General features: G+C 68.2%; 6 protein-coding genes. 1 reads left to right on the top strand and 5 read right to left on the bottom strand.

Annotated features, from left to right (window positions below; translation table 11 throughout):
- Positions 1–383 precede the first annotated feature (383 nt).
- The 5 genes from lipA to CYU89_RS14165 form a co-directional block, all read right to left on the bottom strand.
- Positions 384–1,400, bottom strand: a complete 1,017-nt coding sequence (lipA, locus tag CYU89_RS14185) for a lipoyl synthase (RefSeq protein ID WP_296281977.1) — start codon at positions 1,398–1,400, stop codon at positions 384–386.
- A 551-nt stretch (positions 1,401–1,951) separates the two neighbouring features.
- The gene (locus CYU89_RS14180) at positions 1,952–3,478 is read right to left on the bottom strand and encodes a carotenoid oxygenase family protein (RefSeq protein WP_296281975.1); all 1,527 of its coding nucleotides are present in this window, start codon (positions 3,476–3,478) and stop codon (positions 1,952–1,954) included.
- A gap of 11 nt (positions 3,479–3,489) precedes the next feature.
- Positions 3,490–3,918: a DUF2141 domain-containing protein gene (locus CYU89_RS14175; protein ID WP_296281973.1), complete on the bottom strand. Its 429-nt coding sequence runs from the start codon at positions 3,916–3,918 to the stop codon at positions 3,490–3,492.
- Between the two features lie 94 nt (positions 3,919–4,012).
- Positions 4,013–6,376 (bottom strand): EAL domain-containing protein, encoded by a 2,364-nt coding sequence (locus tag CYU89_RS14170; RefSeq protein WP_296281972.1) that lies wholly within the window; start codon positions 6,374–6,376, stop codon positions 4,013–4,015.
- A 142-nt stretch (positions 6,377–6,518) separates the two neighbouring features.
- Positions 6,519–7,592, bottom strand: a complete 1,074-nt coding sequence (locus CYU89_RS14165) for a 3-deoxy-7-phosphoheptulonate synthase (RefSeq protein WP_296281970.1) — start codon at positions 7,590–7,592, stop codon at positions 6,519–6,521.
- Between the two features lie 352 nt (positions 7,593–7,944).
- Between CYU89_RS14165 and CYU89_RS14160 the strand changes: the two genes are divergently transcribed.
- Positions 7,945–9,258 carry an aminotransferase class V-fold PLP-dependent enzyme gene (locus tag CYU89_RS14160; RefSeq protein WP_296281968.1) on the top strand — a complete coding sequence of 438 codons (1,314 nt, stop codon included), beginning with the start codon at positions 7,945–7,947 and terminating at the stop codon, positions 9,256–9,258.
- The last annotated feature ends 37 nt before the right edge of the window (positions 9,259–9,295 follow it).

Genomic DNA, 9,295 nt, shown 5'->3' with positions numbered 1-9,295 from the left:
GGCGCGGACGATACGCGTAACGGCTGTCGGACAGCAGGCCGTACACCAGCTTCGACGTGCTGGCCTGGTCGGCGGTCGGCGCCACCGCGATCGCACCCCCATCGCCGCGCGCGAGCAGCGCCAACGGGGTCGACAGAGCCAGGGCCAGCAGCAGGAGGGGGACTTTCTTCAGTGTCATTGCGTACTCATGGCCCCGGGGGCCCGTCAGGCGGAACGTAGGTCGGTTTCGACACGAAGACAGTGCACAAAGTTGCGCGCCTTGTCATCTGCCTTTCGGCAGCCTAAAGGCGGTGGCGTAGGAAAAGGTGAACCGCGCCCGTGCTCCGGTCGCCCACGATGCGGACAGGCTTCTCTGCGGCGCGACGGCGACCGCGCCGACGCGTTCAGCCCGCGTGCTGTGCGGTGAAGGCGGCCTGCGCCGCCTGCTGGTCGGCGTGGTACGAGGAACGCACCAGCGGTCCTGACGCGACGTGGCTGAAGCCCAGCGCCATGCCGTAGTCCTCGAGGGCCTTGAACTCCTCGGGCGTCCAGTAACGCAGCACCGGATGGTGGTGCGGCGTCGGCTGCAGGTACTGGCCGATCGTGACCATGTCGACGTCGTGCGCGCGCAGGTCGCGCAGCGTGCCCTGGACCTGCTCCATGGTCTCGCCCAGCCCCAGCATGATGCCGCTCTTGGTCGGCAGGTGCGGGTGCTGCTGCTTGAAGCGCTGCAGCAGGGTCAGCGACCACTGGTAGTCGGCGCCGGGGCGGACGTTCGGATACAGGTCCGGTACGGTTTCGATGTTGTGGTTGAACACGTCCGGCGGGTTGACCGCCAGGATCTCCAGCGCGCGGTCCATGCGGCCCTTGCCACGGAAGTCCGGGGTCAGGATCTCGATACGGGTCGCCGGCGAATGCTCGCGGATGGCCGTAATGCAGTCGACGAAGTGCTGGGCGCCGCCGTCGCGCAGGTCGTCGCGGTCGACGCTGGTCACCACGACGTACTTCAGGCCCATGTCGGCGACCGTGTTGGCCAGGCTCAGCGGCTCGGACGCATCCGGCGGCTTGGGCCGGCCATGGGCGACATCGCAGAACGAGCAGCGCCGCGTGCAGACCTCGCCGAGGATCATGAAGGTGGCGGTGCCGTGGCCGAAGCACTCGTGGATGTTCGGGCAGCTGGCCTCCTCGCACACCGTGACGAGGCGGTTTTCGCGCAGCTTGGCCTTGAGCTTGGCCACCGAACCATCGGACGGGATGCGCACGCGGATCCACGACGGCTTGCGCAACACGGGCGCATCGGCGAACTGCACCGGCGAACGCCCGATCTTGTCGTTGCCGAGTTGCTTGGCGCCCGTTTCCAGCGGTGCGGGAACGGAACTGACGACCTGGAGGGGAATCACGCGAGCGGGGGTATCGGCCATGAGGTCATTCTAGCCGCTTTCACCGGCCGGCCCCGGCCCGCCGCAAGCCTCTCGGGTACGGGAAAGGCGCTGGGCGACGCTGCCGGGTCAGGGAGCGCCGGGGGCTGCGGCCGCGCAGCTCGGGCCGGCGATTTACTCTCCTGGCCCCGGTTCCTGATGCCTGCGGCGCGGGAATAAAAAAGCCCGCAACGGCTAGGCCATTGCGGGCTTGCTCCCTCCCCCACGTCGGGATGCGGGGCCATCGTGAAGGGCGTGTTACGGGTGTTGCACGCTGCACTGCAAAACAGAACCCGCGGGTTCACCCTTTCGCGACGTGATGTCACATATATGAATGCGAGCAAAACCCTCGCCGTTGCGGCGTGTTACCGATATCAGACCAATTCTCAGGTGAGCAAAGAGAATTTCGGTTACGTTCTTCACTCCATTTACCTGAACAGGGCGCGCGGGTCGGGCGCGCGCGAATGCTGAGCGTGCGAGCCAGCGCCGGCCTGCGGTGCGTCGGGGTGCCCTTCCATCCGCACGGGACGCCGCCTCCGCGCCCGGCCCAAGGATCAAAGCGCTGCGGCGAAATGACCGTGGAAGCCGAGCGGCACCGTGTACGGCAGCCATGCCTGCGCCAGCGGACCGCCTTCGACCCGCCGCGCATCGAGTACGGCGATGCCGCTGCGGCCTTTCGCCGCGTCGAGCAGGGTGCCGACCAGCCAGCCGTCGTCGGGACGCGTGCTGCCGGGGCGCGGGACGAACAGGTGTTCTTCGACCAGCACGTCGCGACCGTAGTCGTGCGCCTGGCGCCGGTTGCGTGCGAGATCGAACGCACCGATGCGACTGAAGTACGGCGCGGTGGATCCGTCGGCGTGGATCGGGGCATACAGACGCGCGGCGTCCCGCGAGGGCGTCCGCGGATCGAACACGGGGAACTCGATGCCCACGATGCCGGTGTCCTGCCAGTGCGCCTTGCCGGTGCGCAGGTCCAGCACCAGCTCACGCAGCGGACCCTTGCCGCCGTGCGCATCGCCCCGTGCATTCCCGTTCATGGCGGCCTTCATGGGCGAGCGCGCTTCTTCCAGGTCGAGGTGCTGCACTGCGCGGACCGTGATGCGGCCCTTGTGCTCGCGCGCGTCGCCGAAATGGTAGATGGCGGCGAAGTCGGCCTCGAACCAGCGCGCCTGCGACGGCGTGGCCTTGTCGACGACGGCGATGCGCAGCGGCTGGTCGGACCGAAAGCGCAGGCGCTCGAAAAACGCACCCTTGCCTTCGAGATACCGGAACGGGATGAGCGCGAACACCAGATGCCGATCGGTCATCGCGAAGCTGTGCAGGTAACCCGGCACCGGCGTCTCCAGCACATCGGCCGACGCCAGCGTCCCGTCGCGGCCGATGTGCCAGACCACCAGGCCGTTGCCGCCCATCATCGCGATGGAGCCGAAGTTCCACGACGAGCCGTCGCGATCCTTCAGCGGATGGGCCGAGAACGGTATCGCCGCCAGGTCCGGGCGCCAGGTCACGGGGCCCAGCGTCGTCAGATCGTCCGGATCCAGTTCGAACGCCGATCCCGCTTCGGACAGCGCGAACAGGCGCCCATCGATCATCGTCACGGAGGTGTTGGCGGTGTTCGCATCGTCGTTGTTTCGGATCGGCTGCATGTCCGGGATGGACGTGCCCGCGACGGGATAGAGGAAGCGGCCTGCCTTCTGCTCGCGGGTGAACTTGGGCGTGGCGACCATGCGCGCATGGTGGCGCAACGTGCCGTCGCCGTCGAATCGCCAGCCGTGCACCATGCCGTCGCCATCGAACCAGTGTTCGTAGCGGAAGCCCGCGCGCTCGGTCCAGGCGGGTCCGTTGCGATACAGCGTGCCGGCGAAGCCCGCAGGCAGACGTCCCTCGATCTGCACGGTGGCAGGCCCGAGCGTTTCGGACTGCACGGAGGTCCAGCCGGCCAGCCACGGCTGCTCGCGCAGGGCGGCGGCGAAGCGGGCAGGGTCGCCGGCGAAGGCTTCTTCGCCACGCAGGAACGCGGGCGCGATGGCCAGCGCTGTCGCGCCGGAAAGGAGATTGCGCAGGAAACGGCGGCGATCCATGGCCTGGGTCCTCAGCGCAGCGCGATGTCGATGGCGGCGTCCTGCGTGCCGATGGCGATGCGCGCTTCGTCCCAGGTCGGCTTGCGCATCACGCGCGGGTTGTTGCTGAAGCCGTACGCTTCGACCGGCATGCCGATCATGTTGCTGTCGAGCTTGCCGTTGCCGTTTTCGTCGTGGGTCACCAGCACGGCGTAGGCGCCCGGCGCCAGGCCCTTGAATACGAACGTGGCGGTGTCGCCGCGCGGTGGCGCGCCGTCGGCCTGTACCGGCTTGGCCTGGCCATCCCAGCCGGCCTGGGAATCGACGACCGCTACCTTGATCACGCCCGTCTGCGCGCGCACGTCGCGCAGCACGACGGTCAGGTCGGCCGCATGCGCGGGCAGGACGGCGGCGACCAGCAGGGTGGACAGGCACAGCGTGCGACGGGCAATGCAGTTCATGGCGGGCTCCGGTAGCGAGGGGACGTGTGGCCAGTGTCGTTGTCGCCTCGCACGGAATCAGTTGCCAGCCGTCACCACCTGCACCTGCCGGAAGTCACTCCGCGGGAGCCTGCGGTACGGGCGGCCCTGCGACGATCGGACCAGGCGGACCGAACAGGTATCCCTGGACCTGGGTGCATCCCAGCGCGCGCAGCAGCTCGAACTGCCGCAGTGTTTCCACGCCTTCCGCCGTCACGGTGAGCCGCATGGCGCCGGCCAGCTGGATCACCGACGCGATGATCGACGTGGTCATGTGGCGTGCGCCGTCCTTCAGCAGCGCGGCGGCGAACGATTTGTCCAGCTTGATGCTGTCGAACGGCAGCTCGCGCAGCTGCGCCATCGACGAGTAACCAACGCCGAAATCGTCGATGGAGATGCGGATGCCCGCTGCACGCAGCCGCTCGAGCACATGGCGTGCCGCGGCGGGGTCGCGCGCCAGCACCGATTCGGTGATCTCCAGCTCAAGCCGGCCAGGCGCCATGCCGACCCGGTGCAGGATGTCCAGCACCGACTCCACCAGCGTCGGAGACGCCAGCTGGACCGGGGAAACGTTGACCGCCAGCGTGGTGTCCGCGCTCCAGCACATCGCGTCGCGGCAGGCACGCTCCAGGAGCCATAGACCGATCGGGAGGATCAGTCCGGATTCCTCCGCCGCCGGGATGAAGTCCATCGGGGCGATGCGCCCATGCAACGGGTGCCGCCAGCGCAACAGGGCCTCGTAGCCGCGGATGCGCTGGTCGTCGGCCGCCAGCACCGGCATGTAGTCCAGTTCGAGCTGGCCAGCATGTGCGGCCATCGCCAGGTCGCTGACCATGGCCAGCCGCTCCTGCAGCCGCTCGCTCATCCGCGGCGAATAGTGCCGCAGCATGTCGCGCCCCTCGCGCTTGGCCGCATACAGGGCGTTGTCCGCCTGGCGCAGCAGCTCCCCGCTGTCGGCCGCATCGGTCGGCTGCGAGGCGCCGATGCTGGCGCGCACGTCGACCCGGTAATCCGCGATCTGTTCCGGGATCCTGAGCATGTCGAGCACCGGCGACAGGCGCGCATGCACTTCGTCTTCCGCACCCTGCACGGGCAGGCCGCGCAGGAGCATGGCGAACTCGTCCCCGCCCAGCCGCGCCAGCAGGTCGCCCTGACGGCACACCTGCCGCAGGCACCCTGCCACGATGCACAGCACCTGGTCGCCCGTGGTGTGCCCCAGGCTGTCGTTGATCGTCTTGAAGTTGTCCAGGTCGATCATCGCGACGGCATGCGGTCCGCTGCGCTCCTTCTTCAGCGCCGCCAGGAACGCACGCCGGTTGGGCAGGCCTGTCAGCGGATCGTGGTGGGCGAGATGATGCAGGTGCCGTTCCCGCGCGAGCGACTCGGCTTCCCGCAGGCGGGCATCGGAAACGTCGCAGCCGACGCCGCGCCATCCCACCCACTCGCCATCGGGTGCGCACAAGGGTTTCGCGCTGAGCATCCAGCTGCGCGGCCGGCCCTCGATCGTGGCTTCCATCACTACCCCGGTGAACGCCGCCCCCGTTCGCAGGCGCGACCGCAGTGCGTCGGGACCGATGCTGTTTCCGTCGCCCTGCACCGCCACCAGTCGCTGCTGCGCGAACAGGCCGTCGAGCCGCTGACCGACCAGCTCGGCCTGGCCCCGCCCCAGCAGGTGCACCAGGCGATGGCCCGCGCGGGTCAGGACACCTTCGCGGTCGCTTTCCCACAGCCAGTCGTTGGCCTTGCTTTCGAAGTCGCGCAGCAACAGGCCCACGATCTGCCCCTGCCGGTCCGCGGCCAGCTCGGCTTCCACGCGGCGCACGAACAGGTGCGAGGCGAACAGCAATGCGATCGACAGCATCACGGCGTAACAGCACAGCAGCGTGACCGTCGTGCCCTGCGCGAGGAAATCGAGCCGCACCACCATCAGGCAGGCCGACACGGTCAGGATCGACATCCAGGTGAAGGACACGATGGGCATGGTGATGCCCGCCAGCACGCCCGTCGCGATCAGCCCCGGCGTGTAGGCACTGAGCAGCAGGCGACTGCCGTCGCTGCCGGCGAGCGGCGCCCCCAGATAGATGCCCGACCCGCACGCCAGCGCGCACAGGGCGCACCAGAGCACGCCCACGTGCAGGTCACGGTGTCGCAGTGATGCTTCGCCGGCACGCTGCGCACGTCGCGCGCAAACGACGGCATGCCAGCCCCACCCGAGATGGGTGGCGGTGAAGCATGCGAACCAGGGCCACGCGCCACGCGCATCGATGAAAGGCCACATGACCCACAGCACACCGCCTGCCGTGTAGAAATTCGACGCCACGTACCAGGGCACGACGCGGAACAGCGCGCGCAGCTGCCGTCCCAGCAACACCCGGTTCGCTTCCTCGTCCGCACGGGGCAACGCCCAGCACAGCCGCAGCCTTTCCCATATGCCCCGCATGGCCTGTCTCCCTCAGGCGCTGCGTCCACAAACGTGAGAAAGTCACATTAATCAATGGCTTGCAGCGGGGATATTAGCGGCCCGCGTCAGGATCCGTGCAACCCGTCCACCCTGGCGCCGATCCTTGGCGCGCCGGGGCCTGTCATGCAGCGCGCGAGACGGCGTGCTCGCGGCGGAAGCGGACTGCGGCCGCCAGCCGCTCCAGGACGGCGACCGAGTCGTCCCATCCGAGGCAACCATCGGTGATGCTCTGTCCGTAACGCAGGGGTTGCTGTTCGACGAGCTCCTGGCGGCCACCGATCAGGTGGCTTTCCACCATCACGCCGACGATGCGCGCCTCGCCCTGCGCCATCTGGCGGGCGATGTCGTCGATCACCGCGGGCTGGTTGTCGGGATTCTTGCCGCTGTTCGCGTGGCTGGCATCGACCATCAGGCGTGCCGGCAGGCCGGCTTTCGCCAACACCTGGCTGGCCGCTTCGATGCTGGCCGCATCGTAGTTGGGCGTCTTGCCGCCGCGCAGGATCACGTGGCAATCCGGATTGCCCGCCGTCGCGGCGATGGCGGAACGTCCTTCCTTCGTCACCGCCAGGAAATGATGCGGATGCGACGCCGCCCCCACGGCATCCACGGCGATCTTCACGTTGCCGTCGGTGCCGTTCTTGAAACCGACCGGACACGACAGGCCGCTGGCCATCTCCCGGTGCACCTGGCTCTCGGTGGTACGCGCGCCGATCGCGCCCCACGCCACCAGGTCGCTGACGTATTGCGGCGAAATGGTGTCGAGATACTCGCAGCCCGCCGGCAGGCCAAGCGCATTGATGTCGCGCAGCAGGCGGCGCGCCAGGCGCAGGCCGCGGTTGATGTCGAAGCTGCCGTCCAGTGCAGGGTCGTTGATCAACCCCTTCCAGCCGACCGTGGTGCGCGGCTTTTCGAAGTACACGCGCATGACGATTTCCAGGTCGTCCGCCAGCGCATCGCGCAGGGGTTTCAACCGTTGCGCGTAGTCCATCGCGGAAGCGGGATCGTGGATGGAGCACGGACCGATCACGACGATCAGGCGGTCGTCGCGGCCATGCAGGATGTCGTGCAGCGCACTGCGCGCATCCGAGACGGTCTGCGAGACGGCATCGTCGCAGGGCAACTCGCCGATCACGGCGGCGGGTGTCACCAGCTCATCGAGTTTGCGGATGCGCAGGTCGTCGGTGTGGGGGGCCATGGGGGTTCTCCGGGTCAACAAAAAAGCCGCCAGGTTCGCTGGCGGCTTCAAGGGGATTCTTCTGGTGTCTACCTAGAATGAACGCAGCCCCGTCTCCGCCGTAGGTTCGCGGTAATACCAAAACCAGAAGCGGGCGCGGGTCGGGTTCATCGGAGCGTAGAGATATCATGCCTTTCGCGGACTGGCGAATGTTTCATCTGCAACCTGGAATGGCACGTCCATCGTCCCCGCATGCGCAGAGGGAACATCGTGAAACGCTTGTCACGCGCGCCGCCCAGCGGTGGCCGAGTGCGGCACACGATCGCGTTGGCCCGGTTGTCGCATCCCGCGACGCCACCGGTCCCGGTGCACCATGGCCCTGTCCCGCCGACACCTGCTCGCGGCGCCCGCCGCGTTCGCCGCCACCACGCTGCTGCCCGGTCCTGCGCTGGCCGCGCTGGCCGCGCAGACGCCGGCCCTGCCCGACCTGTCCGACTGGGAGGCCGTGCGCGCGCAGTTCGCGCTGGATCCGGCCTACCTGCATTTCGCGTCGTTCTTCATCGCCAGCCATCCCACGCCGGTGCGCGACGCGCTGGAGGGCTACCGGCGCGCCATCGACGCCAACCCTTTCCTGTTCGTGGAGCGCGCGATGTTCGAAGACGATGCCCACAACCTGCCGCTGCAGGTCTGTGCGGAAGTGGCGGAGTACCTGGGCGGGCGCGGCGACGAGGTATGCCTGGCGCGCAGTACGACCGAAGGACTGGCGCTGGTCTATCACGGGCTGCCGCTTCAACCCGGCGACGAGGTCTTGACCACGGTGCACGACCATTACTCGCACCACGAGTCGATCCGGCTGGCGGCGACGCGCGCGAATGCGACGATGCGGAAGGCCACGCTCTTCAAGCAGGCACGCGATGCCAGCGTCGACGAAATCGTCGGCAACCTGAAGGCCGCCATCCGCCCGCAGACGAAGGTGGTGGGCGTGACGTGGGTGCACTCCAGCACCGGCATCCGCCTGCCGATCCGCGATATCGCCACGATGCTGCGCAGCCTTCCCGACCCGCCCCTGCTGGTCGTCGATGGCGTGCACGGGCTCGGCGCAGTCGACGACACCGTCGGGACGATGGGAGCGGACTATTTCTGCGCCGGCACGCACAAGTGGATGTTCGCGCCGCGCGGCACCGCGCTGGTGTGGGCGAACGCGACGAACTGGGGGCGCCTGCGGCCCCTGGTGCCCAATTTCACCGAGATCGAAAGCTACAACGCGTGGACCGAAGATCGCCCGCCGGCTGGACCCGCGAATGCCGCACGGATGACGCCCGGCGGCTTCCACGCCTTCGAGCACCAATGGGCAATGGCCGCCGCCTTCCGCATGCACAGGCAGATGCAGCGACCGCGCGTCGCCGCACGCATCGCCGCGATGAACGACCAGCTCAAGCAGGGATTGGCTGGCCTGCCGAAGGTGACCATGCACACCCCGCGCGCTGCGGCGCTGTCGGCCGGCCTGGTCGCCTTCGAGATCGAAGGCGTGGCACCGACCGACGTGGTGAAGCAGTTGCTCGCGCGCCGCATCATCGCCAGCACCAGTCCTTATGCCGTCACCTACGCACGCCTCGCACCCAGTCTCGTCAACACGCCGGACGAGGTGGATGCAGCCTTGCGTGCGGTGCGCGTCCTCGCGTCCTGACCGGCAAACAAAAACCCCGCCTCGCGGCGGGGTTTTC

Origin of the sequence: Pseudoxanthomonas sp., from assembly GCF_002863005.1 — a bacterium.
Lineage (GTDB): Bacteria > Pseudomonadota > Gammaproteobacteria > Xanthomonadales > Xanthomonadaceae > Pseudoxanthomonas_A.
This window is presented reverse-complemented; position numbering and strand designations above follow the sequence as displayed.

Excerpts from the sequence above, each read along its gene's own strand:
- lipA (WP_296281977.1), bottom strand. The coding sequence starts at position 1,400 with ATGGCCGATACCCCCGCTCGCGTGATTCCCCTCCAGGTCGTCAGTTCC.
- CYU89_RS14180 (WP_296281975.1), bottom strand. The coding sequence starts at position 3,478 with ATGGATCGCCGCCGTTTCCTGCGCAATCTCCTTTCCGGCGCGACAGCG.
- CYU89_RS14175 (WP_296281973.1), bottom strand. The coding sequence starts at position 3,918 with ATGAACTGCATTGCCCGTCGCACGCTGTGCCTGTCCACCCTGCTGGTC.
- CYU89_RS14170 (WP_296281972.1), bottom strand. The coding sequence starts at position 6,376 with ATGCGGGGCATATGGGAAAGGCTGCGGCTGTGCTGGGCGTTGCCCCGT.
- CYU89_RS14165 (WP_296281970.1), bottom strand. The coding sequence starts at position 7,592 with ATGGCCCCCCACACCGACGACCTGCGCATCCGCAAACTCGATGAGCTG.
- CYU89_RS14160 (WP_296281968.1), top strand. The coding sequence starts at position 7,945 with ATGGCCCTGTCCCGCCGACACCTGCTCGCGGCGCCCGCCGCGTTCGCC.